Source organism: Peribacillus sp. NPDC097198, assembly GCF_044762055.1.
GTDB lineage: Bacteria > Bacillota > Bacilli > Bacillales > DSM-1321 > Peribacillus.
In genome coordinates this window covers 119,588-140,423 of record NZ_JBIWDO010000005.1, presented here as the reverse complement: position 1 = coordinate 140,423, position 20,836 = coordinate 119,588, and the positions used below count along the sequence as shown (strand labels likewise).

Annotated in this window: 24 protein-coding genes; 2 read left to right on the top strand and 22 right to left on the bottom strand. The window is 40.8% G+C overall.

All coding sequences use genetic code 11. The annotated features are described in order from the left end of the window. Positions 1-26 precede the first annotated feature (26 nt). Genes ACIQXQ_RS10705 through ACIQXQ_RS10690 form a run of 4 tightly spaced genes read right to left on the bottom strand, consistent with a single transcriptional unit; the run spans position 27 to position 3,127 of the window. Positions 27-1,202, bottom strand: coding sequence for a hypothetical protein (locus tag ACIQXQ_RS10705; RefSeq protein WP_402957269.1), 1,176 nt, complete (start codon positions 1,200-1,202; stop codon positions 27-29). Between the two features lie 34 nt (positions 1,203-1,236). Further along, complete coding sequence (locus ACIQXQ_RS10700) at positions 1,237-2,058, bottom strand: hypothetical protein (RefSeq protein WP_402957267.1); 822 nt, start codon at positions 2,056-2,058, stop codon at positions 1,237-1,239. 8 nt (positions 2,059-2,066) lie between these two features. Next, positions 2,067-2,753, bottom strand: a complete 687-nt coding sequence (locus tag ACIQXQ_RS10695) for an ABC transporter ATP-binding protein (RefSeq protein ID WP_402874061.1) — start codon at positions 2,751-2,753, stop codon at positions 2,067-2,069. Next, on the bottom strand, positions 2,750-3,127 hold the full coding sequence (locus tag ACIQXQ_RS10690; RefSeq protein WP_402957265.1) for a GntR family transcriptional regulator: 378 nt from the start codon (positions 3,125-3,127) through the stop codon (positions 2,750-2,752). Before ACIQXQ_RS10690 ends, ACIQXQ_RS10695 begins: the two co-directional genes overlap by 4 nt. Positions 3,128-3,417: 290 nt before the next feature. On the opposite strand from ACIQXQ_RS10690, the gene ACIQXQ_RS10685 reads away from it, so the two are divergent. Beyond that, the gene (locus ACIQXQ_RS10685; protein ID WP_402874055.1) at positions 3,418-3,762 is read left to right on the top strand and encodes a PadR family transcriptional regulator; all 345 of its coding nucleotides are present in this window, start codon (positions 3,418-3,420) and stop codon (positions 3,760-3,762) included. Next, a complete protein-coding gene (locus ACIQXQ_RS10680) occupies positions 3,759-4,103 on the top strand; it encodes a DUF1048 domain-containing protein (RefSeq protein ID WP_402957263.1) in 345 nt (114 codons plus the stop codon). Before ACIQXQ_RS10685 ends, ACIQXQ_RS10680 begins: the two co-directional genes overlap by 4 nt. A 117-nt stretch (positions 4,104-4,220) precedes the next feature. Here ACIQXQ_RS10680 and ACIQXQ_RS10675 read toward each other — a convergent pair whose 3' ends face one another. The 18 genes from ACIQXQ_RS10675 to ACIQXQ_RS10590 form a co-directional block, all read right to left on the bottom strand. Further along, complete coding sequence (locus tag ACIQXQ_RS10675) at positions 4,221-4,376, bottom strand: hypothetical protein (RefSeq protein ID WP_402957261.1); 156 nt, start codon at positions 4,374-4,376, stop codon at positions 4,221-4,223. 118 nt (positions 4,377-4,494) lie between these two features. After that, positions 4,495-4,938 (bottom strand): hypothetical protein, encoded by a 444-nt coding sequence (locus tag ACIQXQ_RS10670; RefSeq protein WP_402874046.1) that lies wholly within the window; start codon positions 4,936-4,938, stop codon positions 4,495-4,497. A gap of 31 nt (positions 4,939-4,969) precedes the next feature. Next, the gene (locus ACIQXQ_RS10665; protein WP_402957259.1) at positions 4,970-5,785 is read right to left on the bottom strand and encodes a DUF3100 domain-containing protein; all 816 of its coding nucleotides are present in this window, start codon (positions 5,783-5,785) and stop codon (positions 4,970-4,972) included. 72 nt (positions 5,786-5,857) lie between these two features. Further along, a complete protein-coding gene (locus ACIQXQ_RS10660) occupies positions 5,858-7,078 on the bottom strand; it encodes a M20 metallopeptidase family protein (RefSeq protein ID WP_402957257.1) in 1,221 nt (406 codons plus the stop codon). 450 nt (positions 7,079-7,528) lie between these two features. Further along, positions 7,529-7,774: a DUF2164 domain-containing protein gene (locus ACIQXQ_RS10655; RefSeq protein WP_402957255.1), complete on the bottom strand. Its 246-nt coding sequence runs from the start codon at positions 7,772-7,774 to the stop codon at positions 7,529-7,531. Between the two features lie 153 nt (positions 7,775-7,927). Beyond that, on the bottom strand, positions 7,928-8,572 hold the full coding sequence (locus tag ACIQXQ_RS10650; RefSeq protein ID WP_402957253.1) for an FMN-dependent NADH-azoreductase: 645 nt from the start codon (positions 8,570-8,572) through the stop codon (positions 7,928-7,930). A gap of 369 nt (positions 8,573-8,941) precedes the next feature. Continuing rightward, positions 8,942-9,262 (bottom strand): hypothetical protein, encoded by a 321-nt coding sequence (locus ACIQXQ_RS10645; protein WP_402874030.1) that lies wholly within the window; start codon positions 9,260-9,262, stop codon positions 8,942-8,944. Between the two features lie 35 nt (positions 9,263-9,297). Beyond that, entirely contained in the window at positions 9,298-9,984 is a 687-nt protein-coding gene (locus ACIQXQ_RS10640; protein WP_402957251.1) for a class II glutamine amidotransferase, read from the bottom strand. A gap of 17 nt (positions 9,985-10,001) precedes the next feature. Beyond that, entirely contained in the window at positions 10,002-10,268 is a 267-nt protein-coding gene (locus ACIQXQ_RS10635; RefSeq protein ID WP_402874025.1) for a hypothetical protein, read from the bottom strand. Between the two features lie 24 nt (positions 10,269-10,292). Next, on the bottom strand, positions 10,293-11,801 hold the full coding sequence (locus ACIQXQ_RS10630) for a glutamine synthetase family protein (RefSeq protein ID WP_402957249.1): 1,509 nt from the start codon (positions 11,799-11,801) through the stop codon (positions 10,293-10,295). 19 nt (positions 11,802-11,820) lie between these two features. After that, positions 11,821-12,399, bottom strand: coding sequence for an aromatic-ring-hydroxylating dioxygenase subunit beta (locus tag ACIQXQ_RS10625; protein ID WP_402874019.1), 579 nt, complete (start codon positions 12,397-12,399; stop codon positions 11,821-11,823). An 18-nt stretch (positions 12,400-12,417) separates the two neighbouring features. Next, positions 12,418-13,713: an aromatic ring-hydroxylating oxygenase subunit alpha gene (locus ACIQXQ_RS10620; RefSeq protein WP_402957247.1), complete on the bottom strand. Its 1,296-nt coding sequence runs from the start codon at positions 13,711-13,713 to the stop codon at positions 12,418-12,420. A 22-nt stretch (positions 13,714-13,735) separates the two neighbouring features. Continuing rightward, a complete protein-coding gene (locus tag ACIQXQ_RS10615) occupies positions 13,736-14,512 on the bottom strand; it encodes an SDR family NAD(P)-dependent oxidoreductase (protein WP_402874014.1) in 777 nt (258 codons plus the stop codon). Continuing rightward, positions 14,491-15,726: an acyl-CoA dehydrogenase family protein gene (locus tag ACIQXQ_RS10610; protein ID WP_402957245.1), complete on the bottom strand. Its 1,236-nt coding sequence runs from the start codon at positions 15,724-15,726 to the stop codon at positions 14,491-14,493. The genes ACIQXQ_RS10615 and ACIQXQ_RS10610 overlap by 22 nt, the downstream gene beginning before the upstream one ends. Positions 15,727-15,886: 160 nt before the next feature. After that, positions 15,887-17,665, bottom strand: coding sequence for a hydantoinase B/oxoprolinase family protein (locus ACIQXQ_RS10605; protein ID WP_402874009.1), 1,779 nt, complete (start codon positions 17,663-17,665; stop codon positions 15,887-15,889). Continuing rightward, positions 17,658-18,020 (bottom strand): hypothetical protein, encoded by a 363-nt coding sequence (locus ACIQXQ_RS10600; RefSeq protein ID WP_402957243.1) that lies wholly within the window; start codon positions 18,018-18,020, stop codon positions 17,658-17,660. The genes ACIQXQ_RS10605 and ACIQXQ_RS10600 overlap by 8 nt, the downstream gene beginning before the upstream one ends. A gap of 1 nt (position 18,021) precedes the next feature. Next, the gene (locus ACIQXQ_RS10595) at positions 18,022-19,587 is read right to left on the bottom strand and encodes a hydantoinase/oxoprolinase family protein (RefSeq protein ID WP_402957241.1); all 1,566 of its coding nucleotides are present in this window, start codon (positions 19,585-19,587) and stop codon (positions 18,022-18,024) included. After that, positions 19,584-20,777, bottom strand: a complete 1,194-nt coding sequence (locus ACIQXQ_RS10590) for a M24 family metallopeptidase (RefSeq protein WP_402957239.1) — start codon at positions 20,775-20,777, stop codon at positions 19,584-19,586. Before ACIQXQ_RS10590 ends, ACIQXQ_RS10595 begins: the two co-directional genes overlap by 4 nt. Positions 20,778-20,836: the final 59 nt, after the last annotated feature.

The window sequence follows — 20,836 nt, the reverse complement described above, 5'->3', positions numbered from 1 at the left end:
TTCAAGGGGAGTCTCGGTCAAAAGATTTATTTGATGTAAATATCATGCAATTGAATGATATGATTCTTATCTTTCTTCTGGTCATCAGAATCGACCACCAATTCTCCTTTATAAAGCGTCTTTCCAGTCTTCGGATTGGCAATCAGCAATTCACCTTTGGTAATGGCAAAGATGCGTCCATCCTTTATCTCAGTGAAATCAACAGATCCCGGTTTGTAGTCATTGATTACTTTCCGTTTATCGATATCAAAGGTGAGGATACGATTCATCCCTTCCTCCCATCCTGTCACGTAGAGAGTCTCCTCATCATAGAAAAAGTCACTTTCCACAGATTCAAAGGTGATATTCTCTTCATTTGGAATCTTGATTTTTTCCAGTTTCTTTGTGTCGTAATGATAAGCGAATAGTGAACTTTCACCCCTTTTTTCCATGAATCCTTCCTCTTCACTATACCTACCTTTTACTAACGCCAGTAAGAACACATGACTTGCCATCCCTCTATCGACTTTTGACGGCATAGAGAAATGTCCTTCATTGGATGAATCAAACGTTTCGGATAAAAGCGTTTCATCGCTCACGATTTTTTGACCGGCTAAATCAATGGTGTAGTGGTGTATCTCAACCGTATCTTTTTCATCCTTCGTAATCACATCATTTTGAGTGATGACCTGTAATTTGGATTGAGCGAATTGAATATCCCTTACTGTGATATCATCATATTTTTCTTGTTCTGGCACATCTATTTCATACGACTTTTCATCTTTGTTTTTCTTTTCTAAACTATCAATATTGAAGTACGAGCTAAATTGTCTATTCTCATAATCCACATTCATGGTTACGAACGTCAGGTTATCTCGATCTTCATAATACGTTTCGATATATTCTTTATCCCTCATGAAGGAACGATACTCATTCACCAACCGTTTATAGTTAGGATCATAGAAATCGAAAAATTTTTCAAAATAAGACTGTTCTTTTGCATATTTCAATTTATTGGATTCAACACGAAAATGTTCACTTAGGCTGCCCTCTTCATAATATCCTCCCAAGGCAACCGATTGTAATTCCTTTTCATTACCTTCTATCGTTTTAAATGTAAGTTTGGGAAGGTTTGAAGCGTAAGAAGTTACTTGAGCATAATACGTTCCGATGCTAAGAATCATAACGACGACGATGAGGATGCTGCTGATATATCTTTTCACCCTGTTCACTCTCCTTATATTAGTAGTTGGGACATTATACGGTTACACGTTTCTTTAACAACCAAGAGCCAAGCCAGATGGAGACGGCTGTAATGATAATCCCCAAAGCGATTAAACTACCGAAGATTTCTGACGGATAAAGAGAGATTCCGTTAGAACCATTCAGCCAAATAGGCGATAGGAACAATGCGCCCGCTAGTACGGAATAAATAATGCCTAGCACAATCCCTTTGATCCGGTAACTTCTTTCCAACATGATGGCTGTGAACAGGACAAACAGGATCATCAGCCCGATTCCATAGGAAATGATAAATTGAGTGAATGAGCCAGGAATGATGAGCGCTAATACTCGGTTGGATTCAAGGATGGTCATCACACTCATTTTTACGGTTAAGAACACTTCCGGCATCATGGAATTGAACAGAGCATTCTCCATCGGCAGGATGATCAATTGTAAGGAAATCAGTCCTAATACCATTAAGAAAATCGCTGTAGCTTTGGATAAATAGAGAGATAATCTCGTAGTCGGCAGCATCAACAGGCGATAAATAAAAGTATTTTTCCCGAACCAATCACGGTACCAAATGAGAAAGATGTAGAATATAAGGGCAACGGCACACAACGCAATCGGTCCCATAAACCAGAGCGACCCTGAAACCAAGTTAAAGTTCACTCCGCCATACACTTCTAAATAAGTAGCTTCGGTCAATTTTTCTTCTAACATGGTTTGATCAGTTTTATTTAAGAATCCTTGTACTTTAATGATCACGCCTACAAATTGCGAAAGGATCGTGATCAACAACAATGAAAAATAGATTTTACTAAAACGGTTGATTTCGAAATTGACTAGCTTCATATAACGCATCATCCTTGATACACCTCTCTCATTACATCGACTACTGATTTCCCTTCCTCTTCACGCATATCTTCCGTATTGAACTCTTTCACTACATTTCCGTTTCCAAGTAAGATGACCTTATCGATTAAATGTTCAATATCACCGATTTCATGGGTCGTGATGATGACTCCCCTGTCCTCGATCAAGTGACTGGCAAAGACGTCAGCAATTTGTTCCCGGCTAAACATATCGATGCCGGAAAATGGTTCATCCATTAGTACGTAATCCACATCAAGCGACAGACCCAGCATCAAGTTGACTTTTGCCGTGTTCCCTTTTGATAAATCCGAAATCCTTGTGTTTTCCTCCAGTTTGAAAAAATCCAGCAACTCATTGGCTCTTGACTGATTCCATGTAGTATAGAAATCGTTCATGAAGACCATCGCCTGCTTGATCGTCATTTGCGGAAGCATAATCGGAGCGTCCGGAATGAAGGTGATCTTTTCATAACTGTTTGTATTGAGCTTTTCATGATCGATCAAAATTTCCCCGCGATACGGCGTCAATCCCATAATGGCCTTCAACGTCGTGGTTTTCCCTACACCGTTTATCCCGATCAGGCAGGTGATTTCCCCTTTGTTCGCGGTAAAAGACATACCATCCAAGATTTTCTTACGGCCGTACTTCTTAGAGATTTGCTTCACTTCGATCATTTCTCTTCCCCCTCTTTTACATATTTATCTTTCACGACCTGAAGTAGCTCATCAACCGGTACATTAATGGGACGAATGGCCTCTACAAAAGAATCGACCGCAGCAAGAATAAGCTCCTGTCGGACATCATGTAACATCTCTTCATTCGTAGTGATTCGACTTGGGAAATTTCTTTCAGTATGAATCAAACCTTGTTCCTCCATTTCTTTATACGCCTTTTGAGCCGTATTCGGATTAATATTCAATGTTGCCGCCAATTCCCGGCGTGAAGGGATTTCCTGTCCCGCAACTAACTCTCCAATGGCCATCTGTTCTTTGAAATGCCTCACCACTTGCAAATAAACCGGCTCACGGGCATTAAACGAAACGTTCATTAAACCACCCCTATATTTAATAAAAAGATCTGATAATCACACTTGGACTCAAGTGTATGTATTAAGTGGTTCATACACCTTATGTATGTACTATACCCGTAATACACTTCAGCTGTCAATATCGTTTTAAAAAATATTTCCATTTTAGGATGAAGACGATTCCTCCAAAAATACTCTATAGATAAATGGAAGGCGATTGACAAATCACTACTATGTGATACTATATACTAGTAGTAAGTAATACTAAATAGCGTATAAAATCCAACAACAAACATATGGGGTGAATTCTTTTGGAGAATCTGACAGAAATGCTGAAAGGGGTGCTTGAAGGTTGTGTGCTTGAAATCATCAGCCGGGGCGAAACATATGGCTATGACATTACACAGCAACTACAAAAACTTGGCTTCGTTGATGTAGTGGAGGGCACGGTTTATACGATTACGATGAGGCTTGAGAAGAACAATCTGGTAGACATCGAGAAAAAGCCATCCACGATGGGACCACCAAGGAAATTTTACACCCTCAATGCAGCGGGTCAAGAAAAGCTTCAAGTTTTCTGGACAAAATGGGCATTCATTTCAAGTAAACTGAATGAACTTAAAAACTTACCGATTGAAAGGGGAGACGCAAAATGAGTTTTTTTGAAAAAATAATGGGAAGTTTTGATGAAAAGAGAGAATGGAAAGCGATGGAGGCGCGTGCGAAGGCTCTTCCTAGTGAATACCATAACGCTTACAAAGCGATCCAAAAGTATATGTGGACTGCTGGCGACAGCCCCACCGATTGGGAGGGTACCAATCGTATTTTTTCCGGTATTCTCGATCTTTTCGAGGAAGGTGCAGCGGAAAGCAAAAAAGTCACTGACCTGACAGGTGAGGACGTGGCTGCCTTCTGTGACGAACTAGTGAAGGATGAGCAAACTTGGAAGGATAAGTATCGTAAGAAATTGAACGATACCATCGGACGTATTGATTGAATCTATTTGAAGGATAAGAAGCAAACAATTTTAAAGAGCCTCGCTACGTAAACTGTAGAAGGCTCTTATTATTTTTGAAAAATGTCAGCAAACCCAATGGGCCTGCTGACTTTCCGTTCAGCTTGGATCATTTTCATCCAATGAGAGTGTGACGACTTTTGTATAGTCTCCTTTTGCCACCTCTTCCGGAGTGGCGCTTTCATCCAGCTCCTCTTGCGTTGTGATTCCATCGGCTACGATTGGTTCTTCTTCATGATTTTCGCGCTTTTTCATGGGCTATCCCCCTTTCATTGATAGAATATCCAGGAGTGGCTTTTTCATTCTTGAATCAGTTTGCATAAAAAAATGCCCGCTTCATTTTACTGAGACGGGCATCTTTCTTTAAGTACGCTTAATGGAATTTCCCAGTTAATCTAAAACTAATTTCTGCAACAACCGTTGAAAGGACAAACGTTCCTGTATAAACAACTAGAGAAATGACAACGATTCGCCACCCTAATTGTTTGAATTCCTTTAAATCTTTCCCGAAGGATAGACCCGCATATGCCAAAATGGGAGTGGCCAGCGCCATGAAATTCACATGTTCCGTTACCTTGATGATTTCTGCATTTCCGGGAAAAATAGGCGTTGTAATCAGCAGCGCTAACATCGAAACCCAAATGACGATGGGTAGTTTTATAGGGATGACTTTAGCCAAAAAGAACCCTACGATCGTAACGGCAACAATGATCAACATGCCTGGTAGTGCATCTATAGGTGAAACATCGTATCCAATCCAATTTCCCATAAGGGCTATTATTCCAATGATTATAAAAGTCAATATCTTATCTTTCATATAACCTCTCCCCTTTAAGTCCTGCACTGCCTTATTTTTCAATCACTTTTGACTTACGCCCCAAAACGGGTTCTAATCTTTTGTATAAAAAGTTTGTAAAAGGAAGGGAGAAGAATACACATATGTATGTCCCTAAGATTGTTGTAATTAAGTTAGCCGCACCGGCAAATACAGCAATATCCTTTGCGGATTCCGGGAATATTACCGCTAGCGCTCCAGACATGGCAGCCATCATGCTACCTGATCCCACTCCTGCACCCATGGCAAGTGAAATCGGATGGAACCAACCAGTTTGAGCCAAAAAGCTCGCTAACACGGAAAGGTATAATGCTCCAAACAAAGTCCCGCACACATATACGCCCAGTGCTCCCCTGCCTTCAGGTGAATCCGATCCATATTTTTCAGCGATGATGGCTAAGTTTGGTTCTCTATCAATCGAAAAAGTGGCACCGACTGCTTCTCTTTTCATGCCAAGTAACAATGCAATCGGTAAACCTAATAGGATCGTCCCTGCGAAATGCCCCAATTCCTGCAAGCCTAAAGCAAGGCCGGCATCAAATATCTGTGGCAAGGATGGTCCCATTAACATGCCTAATTTGGCTACAAAAAGCATGAATGAAATCCCTAAAATATTGGCCGCCACATTCATTTCCTTCGGTTTTAAGACTTTCAAAGAAGGTAAACTAATGACCGCACCGATGATCAATGCATACAACATGGGAAATAAGGCAATGGCCCCAATACCGATATTAAAGGTTTTTACACCGATGAATTCTGTTATACACACTAATATCAAAACAAAAAAATGAATTTTCCAACTACGCAGAGAATTTTCTTGCACATTCATCACTCCTTTTTTGTCTACGATGGTACGGACTTCAAAAAGGAAAGCCCGTACGATCCATGTTTGCGATGTTATTTATTGAATTTTCTCAGTCGTATGTAAAGCTATGCCCACGATAAGTGAAATCCCCTGAATCATCGCTTTCTCATCTGGCAGAAACACGTCGCTATGTAACTTCATAGGGTCATCCGGGTTTTCCGCTACACCTAAGAAGACAAACGTACCCGGAACTTTTTCTAAATAGAAAGCGAAGTCTTCACTTGCCATACTTGGTTTACTCAACCATTGAACGGACTCTTCCCCAAATAAGTCCGCCGCAATCGCAGCAGCATGTTCATTGAATGTTGAATCATTTATGGTAACAGGGTAGCCCACTGAAAAGTTAAAATTGATTTCCACTTCTAGTTTAAGAGCCGAAGCCACACCTTCAACGATCCGCTGAATACTGTCAGCCACTTTCTTACGGGTATCGGCATTAAGAGTACGCACCGTTCCTCTAAAACTAGCTTTTTCAGGGATGATATTATAGCCATCTCCTGCTTCTATCGTTCCGATTGTCAGGACGACGGAGTCAACCGGATCCGTTTCCCTGCTGACTATCGTTTGGAGGGCCGTTACGATATGAGCAGCCCCGACGATTGCATCCACCCCTTGATGAGGTGCTGCCCCATGGCCTTGTTTGCCTTTTAGCACAACATCAAAGGAATCCATGCTTGCCATGATGGCTCCATTTCTAAATCCATATGTTCCAGTAGCTAACTCAGGCCAAACATGAAAAGCAAAGGCATGGTCAACTGCAGGATTACTAAGAACTCCTTCATCGACCATTACGCCTCCCCCGCCCTTCATCTCTTCAGCGGGTTGGAAAATGAATTTTATCGTACCGGAAATATGTTGCTTATTTTGGGATAAAACATGGGCGGCAGCCAGTAACATCGCGGTATGCATATCATGTCCGCACGCATGCATCACACCAGGATTTTGAGATTGATAGGGCACACCCGTTTTCTCCTGAATCGGTAACGCATCAATGTCGGCCCGTAACGCAAGTACTGGCCCCTCTTTATCGCCATGAAGAAGACCCACAACTCCCGTTTTCGCTACTCCTGTAGTCACTTCGATTCCAAGCCCTTTCAAATAATCCGCAATCATTTCAGCGGTTTTTGTCTCTTCAAATCCAAGTTCAGGATTTTCATGGATCATTCTTCTTATTCTCACAGCTTCTTCATAGATCCCTGATGCCTTCTCCACGATTTCAGTTGCCGTCAAAGAACTTGTAACGCTTTTTATACTCACAATCCTCATCCCCTATACTACTTTGTACATACTATTAAAATAATAATTGCCACAATTATATTTAAATTACATATTTAACCTCAATATCCACCAGTGCTTTTATACTACCATTTCAAATATCACCTGTACATATCAGAAAATACCAATAATTCTGCATATTCATAGAATTATGGTCTTCTAAATAGAGTTACTTTAGGCAATGAAAGAGCTGATTTTATTGAGTTTATAAGGTTAATAGGATCGGGCATCAGTTTATATCTTCTATATACCTTTATTTTAATTTTTAGAAAAATTTCTTTTTTACAATATTATTTTTTCTAAAAAGCGAATTAGAAATGTTATATCTATATAAAAAATAAGCCCTCGCCCTTACTTTCTTGGGATCGACGACTTATCATATACTCAAGCTACGACTCTTTGGATGGAAAAAGGCCTCACATTCTTCCTCGCTTATCTCTTTATCGGGCGTTCCAACGTCAGTATTTCATCTTCCATGGAAGAAAACTGTTGTTCCACGACATGTTTAACATCTTGGACGGCCGCGTTATAGAAATGAGGAGCAAGTGTTTCCTTGACGAAATCCAATACTCTTTCCGCGGCAAATTCCGTGATTTCCTCATCTCTATCTTGCGAGAAGAAATACTGGATATCGGAAATCATTAATTGCTGTTGGTCTTTTGTAAGTTTTATAAACAAAATCGAACACCCCTTCATGGATAGTACATGTAATTATAAATGGTGATGGTCCCCATTTATAGCCTGTTTTTTCATAAAAGAATATGTACAGCACAAAAGTAAAAAAAAAAACGACCAACAAAGCAAAAAGCTTCGTTGGCCGTTTCCGTTTAATTACCCTTTTACAGCTAATTCTGCTAGGCGCTGTGCAGAAGCCTTTACTTCTTCCAACCCTGCAGAAATGATTTCTTGTGCTTTATCAGGCATTGCATTGTGACCTTCGATGATGACTTCATCAATGATTTTCATGCCGAATACGCCACCGAATACATTGCGCATGTAGTTCACTGCCATTTCCATTGGAGCCGCTTCTGGAGTTGAGTAAATTCCGCCGCGAGCGTTTAGGAAGATCGCTTTTTTGTCTGTCATTAATTGAACCATGTTCCCATTTGCATCATATTTGAATGCGAATCCTGCCGCATACACATAATCGATGAATGTTTGCAATTTAGCCGGGATTGTTAAGTTCCATAATGGGAACGCGAATACCACTACGTCAGCTGCAGTGATTGCATCCATTGCTTTTTGTTTAGCAGCCAAAAGACGTGATTCAATATCCGTTAACTCTCCGCCTGTTTGCACTTTGCCGAATGCGTTGAAAATTTCTTGACCAAAGTATGGTGTATCTTCTTCAAACACATCATAAGTTGTTACATTTACATCTTTACCTTCTAATGAAGCCATGAACGTTTCGTACATTTTGCTTGAGATACCTTCTGTTGCCGGACGGTTGTTTGCTTTCACTACTAATACATTCATTATATAAAATCTCCTCGTATTAAAATATTTTGATTTAAGTTATCTTTAATTCAAGATATTTATATCTTACAAGAAAGCATGCATATTTGTCAACACACTTGTTTGGAAATTGTTTGAACTTTTATCCAGATTATTGATAATTAGATCATTATCCTCATTCTCTTTCTTTTAAGTGTTCCGCAAATCTTAATAAATAACCGTCAGGATCCATGATTAAAAAACTCTTTTTGCCCTAGGTTTCTATCGCTCCTTGAGCATGGAGAAGAAAAATTTTCTATGTACTAAAAAGAGGGCGAATCCACTACTAAGTCGTTTAGTAATGGGCTCACCCTGTCTATTCAGAAAAACATTTTTATTCAGCTTCTTTCTTTAATGAACGTATTGTCTTCGTTCATGTAAACATTCATGAGCAAAAGAATCAAAGTAAGCTTTTAATCCACCTTTACCAAATTGTAGATACATTTTATTGGGATTATAAAGATTTTTTGAATGCAAATATCTCAAGAAATAAATAATTCCCTTCCGCCTCGCTGTAATATTATAAAATCCATATTCAAAAAACCATAAATCAATACGATTAAATATACCTTTATTAATAAAAAATATTTCTGAACACCAATTCACAAACGCTAGATCAGGCAAATGTACAGCATTTTCATCTATGATTTCTTTTAAATCTATGCCGTGCATCACATAATCCTCCTTTTTATTTACGTAATGCTAAGTCATTCTAAAAGTAATGAAGTAAATAACGGTATCGGACGTATATCCTTTGCGGATGGGAAAATGTTCTGGAAGACAAAGTCATCATGACTGTGCACAGATGTCGATACACACTTTATATCATCTAATTGAAACGAATACATCTTGTTATCCACATTTCCAGAATAGATGATTGTCGCTTCATTTTTTCTAAAAAGCGCCATATTCGCTTTTCCTTTTAATGCACGATGTGTTTCTTCCAAAGCTTCTACCGGGCGATTGTATTTTTTATGGTGTTGAAAGAAGTATTGGAAGGCTATTTCGCTATCTGAAGTTCCTTTTAATAACTGAAGAAAAGACGACCGGAAAGACTCATGTTCTTCAAAATTCCCATTATGCCCAAAAGCAAGGGAGTGGTCGGTTGTTAGGTACGGTTGAATATTGAAAGGAGTAATGCTGTTCATCAAGCTAGGCCGACGCAAGTGTATAAAAATTTCTTTGGAGGTTATACCCTTTAGCCTTTCAGATGCTTGTTGATCTTTTCTAATCCCGTCCACGGATTTATAGCAGCGTAGCTCCCCTTCAGTGTCCTTCCAAGCAACACCCCAACTGAAACCACCGAGTCCGTATTCGTCCAATAATTTCGCATAACCCAGAACCCATTCCATTGGAATAGAGTTCTGAGACTTTACGATTAATAGTTCACACATACAAGTCCCCTCCTTGCCTAGTTATTCGTAATTCTTCTTTGGAGGGTATGTTTCCATGGTTTCCATAGATCGACTTCCGATATAATTTCCATACACTTGGCATAATCATCACGATCTATAGCCAGGTAATCTTCCTGATTGGCATCATGGGAGTAAATGCTCCTATCCTGGACATGTGCCAGTCGAACGGCTTCGGCTAACGTCTCATAAATAGTTATCTTTTTTTGTAATTGTTGAATATATGACTTTAACTCTTCTATTTCTTTTTGCTGTTGCAGATCCATACCATCTTCACCTCGTCCTCCGCTTTAAAAGATCTCAAAATACTCCAGGTGTTCCCATTCGGTCACGATATTCGCATAGGCTTCTATGTTATTTTCTTGAACATATGTCATATAACGATTTATTTCACTTTCTTTCATGCTAATAATATAATTCACAAAGTCTGTTCCCATTTTATTATGGAAAACTTCACTTTCCTTTAGTGAGTCCACAGCAGATTGTAGATCTTTTGGCAATAACGGGCGGTTATCATTATAGGCTTCTGTACTTAATGGCCCTGGTTGTAGTTTCCTCTCTATTCCATCCAGTCCCGATAAGATTTGTGAAGCCATGTATAAGTATGGATTGGCAGCTGGTTCTCCAGCACGGTTTTCGAAGTGAAGACTATCATCTTCGATTCCACCGATTACACGAATCATCGTCCCACGATTATCCAAACCCCAACCAGCACGATCTGGGGCTAATGAGTTAGGTTTAAAACGCTTATATCCGTTTACTGTTGGGGTTGTAAAAACGGTTGCCGCCCTTGCATTTTCTAGGATACCGGCAATGAACTGTTGTCCGATTTCGGAAATGGGACCATCTGAATTGTTTGGTATAAAAGCATTTTCTCCTGTATTTATGTCAATCAAGGATTGGTGTAGATGCCAACCGCTTGAGAAAAACCCTGGAATCGAAGGCCTGCACATGAAGGTGGCTAAATATCCGTGGCGTTTACAGATTTGTTTTACAGCTGTCCGAAATAAAAGCATGGTATCCGCTGTATCAATCCCTTTCATTGGTGCAAACGTAAATTCTAATTGACTTGGGCCCCATTCATCCTCCATCGTGAGCAAAGGTAAGTCCAATTGTTGGATATTTTCAGCGATTATTTGTAAGATGTCATCTATTTCATCATTATGCGCTTCCAGTTGATATTGATAGCCGCGCGCAACCGGTACTACTTTTGGAGGTTGCCCTGGGCTACCAGGCGCTCCAAGTAATGAGGCATCTATTTCATCGTCTACGATTTTGGTTAAGGAAAATTCCACTTCTAATCCGGAAAGTAGGTCATAGCCTATGGAGTTTAGTTCTTTCAATGCCTTTTTACAGATTTGACGGCTGTCATAGGGGAGAGGGTTACCATTTTTCAAATAGGCATCACATAATATCCATCCAGTATGTTCAGCCCATGGAAGAGATTTAAATGTAAGGGGATCAGGTACGAGTGTATAATTTGGGCAGCCGGTCATTTCATCTGAATCGAATCCGCCGCCTTTCATAAAGGGGTTATATACAATGGCATTGGCTGTATCGAAAAATAGGGGACCCGTATTAAAATCAATCCCGTTTTTCATTGCCCCTAAAAATGCTGGAATGGTTAAAGTTTTAGCCCGTGATATACCATGTTGATCCGACCATGCGACACGTATCAAACGTAAACCCTTTTCTTTAATCACGGCATGAATTTTTTCAACGGCTTCACTTTGTTCCGTATTCCATAAGTTAAAACGATCGATAAATCCCCGGTTTTTTACGATTCCTTGGCTATTCATATACAAATCTCCCCTTTTTTTATAAAATAAACGTCATATTTTCATGGCCTTGATCGCAATCAATCAAATTCACTTGCTTAACGGCTATTTTCCATTGATTGTTTTCCTGCACTAATCGATAGCCATTCCAGCCTGCATATGATTTTTGTTTACCATTACGAAACTCGGATACCAAGAAGTTAGTGCGGGCCCGAAGATCTTTTTGGTTGGATTCTTTCCATACCTCTATATTGCTTTGCAAACGAATGGTTCTTGAACTCGGGATCTGTGACCAGGCATATCCAGTACGAAGACGGTAGACCCGGTCTTCCAAGCGGCGTCGATCATCAAAAGCAATGGATACTTGTTTTTTCGGATTACCTCCACCGGGTATAGATGGAATCCAATATAAACATTCAGAAGAAAAGAGGTTCAGCCAATCTTCTAGCTTACCTTCATCCAATAAGCGTGCTTCTTGATACAGGAATTTTTCAATTTCCCTCGTTATTCCATCATCAGCAACACCTACGTCTAATTCCCAGTCTTTTAAATGATCGATTAACTGGTTGTAGTAATCGTTATCCATATAATTCGAGAACTTGGAACTATCTACTTTCATGTTTGATCCCTCCTATTCTTAATGCTGTGCACCTGAATGGACTTTGCTCGTCATCAACCTTTTCCACTCTTTGTAGTAATTACGGATGTACAGTTCATCCGTGACCGGTCCGGTTATCACACCTTGTTCGTTCGTGGATTGTTGATTGGAAAGACCAAATCCCCTTTCGGTATTGATCCACTCCACTTCCGAAATAGACAGTCCCCGTTGGCACTCCTCGAAGTTCGTCATATCATCAGGTTCCCCGAATGCCGGAAAGTCTTCCTGGCTTCTCATACGCAATGTATTTATTTCCTCAGGCAACCCTTCAACTGCAGTGGAATACCATATCAACTCTGTACGATCTACAGCATGTGGCTGAATCACTTGGACTTGATTGCCTATGAATAATAGGTTTGGAAAGATATTAAGATTCATCTGGGCACCAATTGCCTGATCTAATAATGCATCTGCCTCATCGCCATATTTTTGACGGACATTCCCTTCATTAACTTCACGTCCTGGCTGTGCTCTTTGTTGTGCCCAGTACTCACCTGTTTCACTATAGTTAGGACGTTGATCGATAAAAGTATGACCATTCCCCAAATACTGTACGTACATTGGACCGTAATCAGGGTTCGCAGAGAAATAAGTCATATCTTTGTTTTCCCCCATTCTTCCACCCATTTCAAGCAGGGAGCGGTGTGAGAAAGTGACATGATAACCATCTGCCGCATTATCGTATGTCAATTTCCAATTTCCTTTGTAAATCATCCGGTGTGCATTACCAAGGATGATCCTTTTCCCATCATAGCGATCGAGCCATTGATCCATTAATTCTTTTGCCGCCCCAAGATGTTCCTCCAAACTAGGAGCCTCTTCATTTAAAGTAGCAAAGATGAATCCACGATAACTCTCGACTCTTGGTACTTGCCCTAATCCTAGTTCATCTTTATTAAAAGACTCCCCATATCCCTTGGGCCATGGGACACCAGCCAGTTCTCCATTATTCCGAAAGTTCCACCCATGATATGGACAAGTGAATACTTTTGCTGAACCCTTTTCCGCTCGGCAAACCGTCGCCCCTCGATGCGTACATCTATTGAATAGGACTCGAAAAACTCCATCTTTGTCCCTTACAGTTATGATAGGACGTTGGCCGAGGTAGCCCGTCTTAAAGTCATTATTATTGGGCACTTCACTTTCGTGTGCTACATAGACCCAAGTCTGCCCGAAAATATTCACCATTTCTTGTTCGAAAATTTCCGGTTTAGTATATAAATGCCGATGTACTCGGTTTGGCTGGATTAGTTCATCCCAATTTTGTTGCTTCATTAGCTTATCCCCCTCTAGACCTTTATTGAGCTAAGTACCCTCCATCTACAACGAACGAAGATCCTGTAACGAATGATGATTCTTTGGATGCTAGAAATAGGATACAGTTCGCAACTTCTTCCGACTCGCCATACCTGCCGATTGGATGGGCTCCCCCAACTGCACTCCAAAAGTTCTCCAGATCATCTGTGTGCGTTTCATTAATTTGGTTCGTTTTTGTTGCACCTGGCGCTACACAATTCACTCGAATTCCCTCTTTCCCATAACGGGTAGCTAATGAACGGGTAAGTTGAAGAATACTGGCTTTAGTCATGTTATATAAATAGGTGCTTTTCCCCATCATCTCTTGACCGACGAAGGCTGAAATCGAACTCAAATTGATAATGACCCCACTCTTTTGCTGTACCATCGTTGGGATGACCGCTTTACAGGTGAGAAACATGCTTTTTACATTCGTCGAGAACACTTGATCGAATTCCTCTGTTGAAGTCTCAGTTATATCTTGAATCCAATGAATACCTGCATTGTTAACTAGAATATCAATTCTACCGTACCGTTTTATTGCAGCATCGTGTAGCTGTTGAACAGTGGTTTCCAGAGAAATATCACCAGGGACTAACACGCACTGATCAGGATTTGATAATTGCGAAACTACTTCTTCTAACACCGCTGCATTTATATCATTTAAAACTAAATATGCTCCTTCTTTTGAAAATCGTTCAGCCGTGGCCTTACCGATACCACTGGCTGCCCCCGTTATGATAGCTACCTGATTCTTTAATTCTTCACTGTTTGACATACTTCTTCCTCCTTCAAAAACGGCAAGATTTCTTCAGGATTCAAGCCTAAGTCCATGGTTCCGATTAAATCTAGGCATGCATCTTCGTTAGGTGGCATAATGGGTGCTGTCACCGCATCTCTAAGCATTCTTTCAAATGGCAGTCCTTTCATGAGACCATGTGCACCACAGGCAATTGTAGCTGAACGAACTACACGGCCAGTCGTTTGGGCGGCAATGTACTTCGCACGGAGACACGCCGCTGTCGTTTCAGGGCCCGGCCCTTTTGTATCATGTAACCAAGCGGCATGATAGACTAGGAATCGAGCGGCCTCGAGATCCGCGAATATCTCTCCTGCACGTGCTCTCATGGCCGGGTGATAGCCCATGGGTTGAGAAAAACCTTTTGGTTTTCTTGTCATCAACGTTTCCTTCACCCAGTTCCCGACCCCGCGCCCGATTGCGTAATACATCGATGCAAACGTCCCGAAAGCCCAGGCTGCGTTTTTCATAATAAACGAATTCAAAAATTCTTCCGTTTTATGAATGGCATTTTCCTCCGGAACAAAAACATTTTCATAGACTACTGTGTTACTGCGCGTTGCACGCATACCCAAAGTATCCCAAATGTCGATTACAGAAATCCCTTCCGATTTTGTTGATAAAAAGAAACCGATGCTGCTTTGTGGATTCTCGCTTTCTTCCGGATGGGCGTATAAATACACATAGTCACTTGCTTCAAACATCGACGCAAATGCTTTTTTTCCATTTAAGATATAACCTCCTTCAACTTTCTTCGCTTTTAAGGAAGGCGTATAGGATTGCCCTATTAAACTGGAAGAGGTGGGTTCCGAAACAGATTGGCACAATAGTGCGCCTTGGTCGATAACTAGATCGGCAATAAACTGTTTCTTTTCATCACTAATATCAGGATTCTCCATTATGGCTGCCGTCCCAGCTACATGCATATTCCATGACATCATGGTTGCCGCACAGCCTTGTGCAAGTTCTTCAACGGCAATCGTGTAACCGAGGAACCCTTCTCCAAGCCCTCCAAATTTCTTTGGAATCGTTAAACCGAAAAATCCAGCCTCTTGTAATTTCTTATAATTTTCCACTGGAGCTGACCGTTCTTCATCATGCTTCGCTGCACGAGTTGCAAAGTCTTTCGCTAGTTCTCTACACGTTTCTTTTAACTTCATTTGCTCGTCTGTCATTTGAAAACTAATTGTCATATAGGTATCCCCAATCTATCGATTATTTTTCAATGATTTCATGCCGTGTGTAATACCAGTTTAAAAAGCCTTCAATCGCTTATTTTTTTCTAAATTTTTAGATATCTATTATTAAAGGGAACATACAGGCTTTCTCCTAAGTTGAAGTTCCTATGCCTACCTATTTATTCACCTTCAACCTTTCTTCTCGCAACCTATTAGTAGCCTGTTCATCTACTACGAAGGTTATTGAATCGATCAACACACCATAATCTTCTCGTGCTTTTTCGATAGAAAGCAATCCAGCGATAGCTTCCTGTTGGACTTTATTTATATCGCGAAGGAATGGGGAACCATATCCGCCACCACCTCCAGAATACATTTCCATTACTGTCCCTTTTGGTACATCGAACAACATATCTTTTGAACCTAGTTGCTGTTCTGTACCATCTGGGAACTTCAAGGAAAATTGATTATATGTCCCATCTAAACCGCCATATATTCCTTTAGGTAATTCAGCACCTTCATATGCCATGCCATCACCGATTGTACCGACTGAGTTATTGTCCCCATCAATGCGCACCTTGACGTAGGTGCCATACCCACCACGGTATTGGCCTGAGCCAGCCGAGTCTTTCAAGAGTTCATATCTTTCTATTAAAAATGGGTCTTTTATTTCGAACATTTCCGGATCTTGCGAAAGCATGCAACCTGCTGCACCTGAAAAACCGATTCCATCAAAGCCATCACTGCCCTTCAAGGCACCCTGACCGCCTTTGGCCATAAACCCAAAATCAAAGTAAGGTTCATTATTTCTTGGATCTGTTCCCGTCCATACAGGTGGACACGCTTTTGCCCAACCCGCTGTTACATATTCAGGCACGGCCTCCTGTAGAGCATTCATAATCGCTTCGAGCAAAACGTCCGCCATTTGATTACCAAATAAGGTTGCTGCAGGGAATCTCGGGTTTACGATGCTTCCTTCCGGAAAAAAGCACTCCAGCCCTGCAAATAATCCTTCATTTTGGGCAATGGTATCGCCTGGATTAATCAACATCAGATAGGCAATGGCACACGCAGCCTTTGCTGAAGCCGGTGGCATATTTGTAAATCCAGGGGCTTGATCGGCAGTTCCTGTGAAGTCCATTTTCACTTTTCCATCGTCGATTGTAATGGTTACTGCTACTTTGTATTTCTTCTTGGTATCAAAACCATCGGAGACCATATAGCTCTCCCCATAATAAGTGCCCTTTCTCCACTTGCTGACTCTTTCCTTCACTTGCTTCTTTGTAGCTTCAATCACGTAATCTAAATGATTCCGGAATGTTTGTTTACCATATTTGGCTATAAGATTCACAAATTCTCTTTCTCCGATGTTGCAAGAGCCAATCATAGCTTTGACATCTTCTTCAACAACTTTGACACGTACATTTGAAAACAGCATTTTCCATACATCATGGATGACTTCGCCTTTTTTTACGATTTTCAACCCTGGGATCCGTATGGCTTCCTGCCACACTTCCGTATGTTTTGGATTATAACCGCCTGGTGTCGCGCCTCCTAAATCAGTTAAATGTCCCTTGCTGACAACCCATCCAACCAATTCGTCCTCATGGAATACCGGTTTATAAACGCCTACATCATGTGTTTGATTTCCCCCTTCAAAGACATCATTGTGTAGAATGATATCTCCAGGAAAAATGTCATCTTTAAACGATTCTATTATATTGGGTAATGCAGGTTGGGCCCCAAACCCGATTATCGGTATGTTCGCACTCTGTTCAATCATTCTCGCTTGATGATCGAATAGCCCCGTAACGAAATCTCCTGCTTCATTAAATACCGGTGAACGTGAAGTTCGCTGTAACACTTTTGCCATGTCATGGGTTATAGCATTTAACCGACGCTGAATGATGGAAGCCAAGATTGGGTCAACACTCTTTTCTACTATCCTACTCAATTGCGACACCCCGTTTCTCTTCAATGAATGGTTGTAACAATTTCTCATCCATCTCCTTGCGATACATGATATAGTTGTCATTTTTGTCGAGAAGAACATTGTACCCACTTAATACAACGATAGTCGTGACTTTCTGTTCGATGATGGCGGGTCCAATCACTTGATTACCATGAACCAATATGTCCCCGTCATAAACCGGCGTTTCCACCAAGGTTCCCTTTTGACCATGAGAAACTGGACGATAACCCTTTATTGCATGTTCTGATGACGTCCCTTTATATTCCGTTTGTTGCATGTTAGGTTTCTTCGTTACACCGATAGCCGATAAATTGAAATTGATCACATCCACTTGCATTTCAGGTGTGGAGTACCCGTACTGAGAAAATGGCCTCCACTTGCTCTATATTGATTTTTCCAAGTGGGGAACGATAGGCTTTGACATAATCATGACGTAAGTCAGACATCAACATGCCAGCAGCACAGAAAATGGATGATTCTTTTGGAACGATGACAAGAGTGTTATCCAATTCTTGAGCAATCGCTACCGCATGTAATGGTCCTGCACCTCCTGCACAAACAAGTGGAAATTCCCGAGGATCATATCCTCTTTTCACTGTTATTTCCCGTATGCCACTTGCCATATTCACGTTGACCATATCTATGATTCCTTGGGCAGCTTCTTGTACAGATAGTCCAAGAGGTTCAGAGATATGTTTTTGGATGGCCGTTCTTGCTTTCTCCACATCGAGTTTCATCTTTCCGCCTAAGAAAAAGTTCGGGTTTAAATAACCGAGAACTAAATTGGCATCGGTTACTGTCGGGAACTCGGCCCCGAATCCATAACAGACTGGACCTGGATGGGCTCCCGCGCTTTTAGGACCTACATGTAGCAATCCACCTTCATCGACCCAGGCAATAGAACCACCTCCTGCACCAATTGTGTGGATATCCACGGTTGAAAGACTTATTGGCCAATCAGCAATTTCACCTTCTGTTCGGATAAGCGGATAGCCATCCTTTAATAAGGCAACATCAAAACTTGTTCCACCCATATCCATAGTCAATGCATCCTTAATTCCAAGAGGTTTTAAATAATAACTACCTGCGATTGGAGCAGAAGCTGGACCAGATAATAAAGTATTGGCGGCTTTTTCGATAGTCGCCTCGGGAGTTGCCACTCCACCATTTGATTGCATAATTAACAGCGTGCCTTGGAATTCTATATCTGATAAACGCTGGATCAATTTCGTTAGGTATTTTTCTATGATGGGGCCAATGTAAGAATTGAGGACTGTAGTACTGACGCGGTCATAAAGCCTTGCACGTGGGATTAACTCGCTGGATAAGGTTAAATATACATTGGGAAGTTTTTCTTTTAGTATGTCACCGACTTGTTTTTCATGTGAGTCATTTGTATAAGAATGCATAAAGCAAACGGCAATAGCTTCGACCTCTTGCTTTTTCACATATTCCAAGGCATTCAATACATCTTGCTCAGAAAGCGGTGTAATTTCACTCCCAGAGTAATCAAGTCTACCTTCTATCCCTACTCTCAGATCTCGTGAAACGAATGGTGTAGGTAAATCATATTTGTTGTTATAAGCATCAGGACGAATTCCCCTTCTTATTTGAAGAATATCTTGGAACCCTTCTGTTGTGAATAGAGCTGTTTTGGCTCCTGAATAGGTTAATGCTGCATTTGTTCCAACCGTTGTACCGTGTACAATCAGCTCGACATTTCCAATGAACTCTTTTAACGAGAGTCCATGGTTTCCTGCCATTTCACTCAAGCCATTGAAGAATCCGATTGTAGGATCTTGGGGTGTGGAAAGGGTTTTATACACTTCAGAATTCCCATTTTCATCAATTAATAAAAAGTCAGTAAAAGTACCTCCAACATCGATTCCTATTCTAAACTTCATCGTATAGTTTCGCCCCCTATTAAAATAACTTCGTGATTACGTGATGATAATCGTTCGGCACCATCCTCTGTAATGACAAAAACATCTGACATGTAAGCGGATTTTTGTTTATCGGTTCGCATAATTTGAGGGTGAAAACTGATGACCATACCTTCTTTCAAATAAAGTAATTCTTCATCATCTTTGCCTGGCACTTCTACTCCAACGAATGCTGTATTCGTTTGTCTTGCGACGAATGGTCGTTCAATTACATCCATTCCAATTCCATGACCCGTTAAATGACCACAATGATATCCTTCTACTTGTGCCATTTTTTCAACCTGTTCTTGAATATCCGTCACTTTAACTCCCGGTTTCATCGTCACTTCGGCATATTGAATACATTTTGCCACTAGACCTGCCAATTTCTCCATTTCTTCATCTCGCTGTCCGAAACAGAACATTCTGGAATGCTCCACCCAATGTCCTGAAGGTCCAGTAACTTCTAAAGAAATGATCAAGTAATCTCCATCCTTGATCACTTTCGGCCGTGGATTTAAGAAATATGGTTCTACTGCTCCTGCTTGTTCGCTTGATAGAGTTAAATACAGAGTATCTTTTGCTCCTAAAGCATGAGCCGTGGAATAAGCGACCGAAACAGCTTCCTCTTCAGTTAAACCCAGTTTGATATGATCGATAATGGCATCGAAACTTTCTTCAATAATACGATTGGCCTCTTTAATTCCTTCTATCTCTGGTTTACTTTTAATAGAACGAATTTCATCAAATGCCACACTAGCGTCCACCCATTCAATATCAGGTAATTCTCGAGTTAAATAATGGAAGTCTTCGATTTTCATTGTATTATTCAATCCAACTACTCCAACTACCCCCGTTGTAACGTTATGCCCTTTTAACCTTCGGACTACTTCCATGATTTCATGGTCGGAAGGGAATAGCGTATCTGGAACGCGACGATCGGTACACCAATGGAGCCCGGATGGAAGAATCTGATATTGGTCATCTGGCAACACTAATCCGAAACCGTATCGATGGATCAAGTGATTGTCAAATAAGTAACGCAGGGAACCTTTCTTCCCTAAATAAGAATCAGCTACAAATAACATACCTTTGTAATTCTTTTCTCTGACTACATCCCTTACCGCTTGTAACCGTTGCTCTCTTTCTGTTTGTTCAAGTGTAATGATCACTTTACCACCTCTTCTTTAGTTATTAGAAAATTCAATAAAATCTAATAACATAATCTTAC

Excerpts from the sequence above, each read along its gene's own strand:
- ACIQXQ_RS10700 (WP_402957267.1), bottom strand. The coding sequence starts at position 2,058 with ATGAAGCTAGTCAATTTCGAAATCAACCGTTTTAGTAAAATCTATTTT.
- ACIQXQ_RS10695 (WP_402874061.1), bottom strand. The coding sequence starts at position 2,753 with ATGATCGAAGTGAAGCAAATCTCTAAGAAGTACGGCCGTAAGAAAATC.
- ACIQXQ_RS10690 (WP_402957265.1), bottom strand. The coding sequence starts at position 3,127 with ATGAACGTTTCGTTTAATGCCCGTGAGCCGGTTTATTTGCAAGTGGTG.
- ACIQXQ_RS10680 (WP_402957263.1), top strand. The coding sequence starts at position 3,759 with ATGAGTTTTTTTGAAAAAATAATGGGAAGTTTTGATGAAAAGAGAGAA.
- ACIQXQ_RS10675 (WP_402957261.1), bottom strand. The coding sequence starts at position 4,376 with ATGAAAAAGCGCGAAAATCATGAAGAAGAACCAATCGTAGCCGATGGA.
- ACIQXQ_RS10670 (WP_402874046.1), bottom strand. The coding sequence starts at position 4,938 with ATGAAAGATAAGATATTGACTTTTATAATCATTGGAATAATAGCCCTT.
- ACIQXQ_RS10665 (WP_402957259.1), bottom strand. The coding sequence starts at position 5,785 with ATGAATGTGCAAGAAAATTCTCTGCGTAGTTGGAAAATTCATTTTTTT.
- ACIQXQ_RS10650 (WP_402957253.1), bottom strand. The coding sequence starts at position 8,572 with ATGAATGTATTAGTAGTGAAAGCAAACAACCGTCCGGCAACAGAAGGT.
- ACIQXQ_RS10645 (WP_402874030.1), bottom strand. The coding sequence starts at position 9,262 with ATGCACGGCATAGATTTAAAAGAAATCATAGATGAAAATGCTGTACAT.
- ACIQXQ_RS10640 (WP_402957251.1), bottom strand. The coding sequence starts at position 9,984 with ATGTGTGAACTATTAATCGTAAAGTCTCAGAACTCTATTCCAATGGAA.
- ACIQXQ_RS10635 (WP_402874025.1), bottom strand. The coding sequence starts at position 10,268 with ATGGATCTGCAACAGCAAAAAGAAATAGAAGAGTTAAAGTCATATATT.
- ACIQXQ_RS10630 (WP_402957249.1), bottom strand. The coding sequence starts at position 11,801 with ATGAATAGCCAAGGAATCGTAAAAAACCGGGGATTTATCGATCGTTTT.
- ACIQXQ_RS10625 (WP_402874019.1), bottom strand. The coding sequence starts at position 12,399 with ATGAAAGTAGATAGTTCCAAGTTCTCGAATTATATGGATAACGATTAC.
- ACIQXQ_RS10620 (WP_402957247.1), bottom strand. The coding sequence starts at position 13,713 with ATGAAGCAACAAAATTGGGATGAACTAATCCAGCCAAACCGAGTACAT.
- ACIQXQ_RS10615 (WP_402874014.1), bottom strand. The coding sequence starts at position 14,512 with ATGTCAAACAGTGAAGAATTAAAGAATCAGGTAGCTATCATAACGGGG.
- ACIQXQ_RS10610 (WP_402957245.1), bottom strand. The coding sequence starts at position 15,726 with ATGACAATTAGTTTTCAAATGACAGACGAGCAAATGAAGTTAAAAGAA.
- ACIQXQ_RS10600 (WP_402957243.1), bottom strand. The coding sequence starts at position 18,020 with ATGCAAGTGGATGTGATCAATTTCAATTTATCGGCTATCGGTGTAACG.
- ACIQXQ_RS10595 (WP_402957241.1), bottom strand. The coding sequence starts at position 19,587 with ATGAAGTTTAGAATAGGAATCGATGTTGGAGGTACTTTTACTGACTTT.